The 588-nt window shown below is 60.2% G+C and carries 1 pseudogene; it reads left to right on the forward strand.

Features of this window, described 5'->3' with window-relative positions:
• Window positions 1–588 (forward strand): annotated as a pseudogene (locus tag BA81_RS18960) (collagen-like domain-containing protein); the annotation flags it as partial.

The raw sequence follows: 588 nt of genomic DNA on the forward strand, positions 1-588 counted from the left end.
CGGGGGCCACGGGCATCACTGGAGCTACTGGTCCTACTGGTGCGACAGGGATTACCGGAGCTACTGGTGATACAGGAGCCACGGGCATCACTGGACCAACAGGGATTACTGGATCAACTGGCTCTACCGGGGCCACGGGCATCACCGGTTCAACTGGAGCTACCGGACCTACCGGGGCCACGGGCATCACTGGTTCTACTGGACCTACTGGTGCCACCGGTATTACCGGATCTACCGGTCCTACTGGTGCGACAGGGATTACTGGATCAACTGGATCTACCGGGGCCACGGGCATCACTGGACCAACTGGACCTACTGGTGCCACCGGTATTACCGGATCTACCGGTCCTACTGGTGCGACAGGGATTACCGGAGCTACTGGTGATACAGGAGCCACGGGCATCACTGGACCAACAGGGATTACTGGATCAACTGGCTCTACCGGGGCCACGGGCATCACCGGTTCAACTGGAGCTACCGGACCTACCGGGGCCACGGGCATCACTGGTTCTACTGGACCTACTGTGGTGTAACGGGTATCACTGGAGCTACCGGACCTACCGGCGCTACGGGGATCACTGGAGCTAC

Origin of the sequence: Bacillus safensis FO-36b, assembly GCF_000691165.1 — a bacterium.
Classification (GTDB): domain Bacteria; phylum Bacillota; class Bacilli; order Bacillales; family Bacillaceae; genus Bacillus; species Bacillus safensis.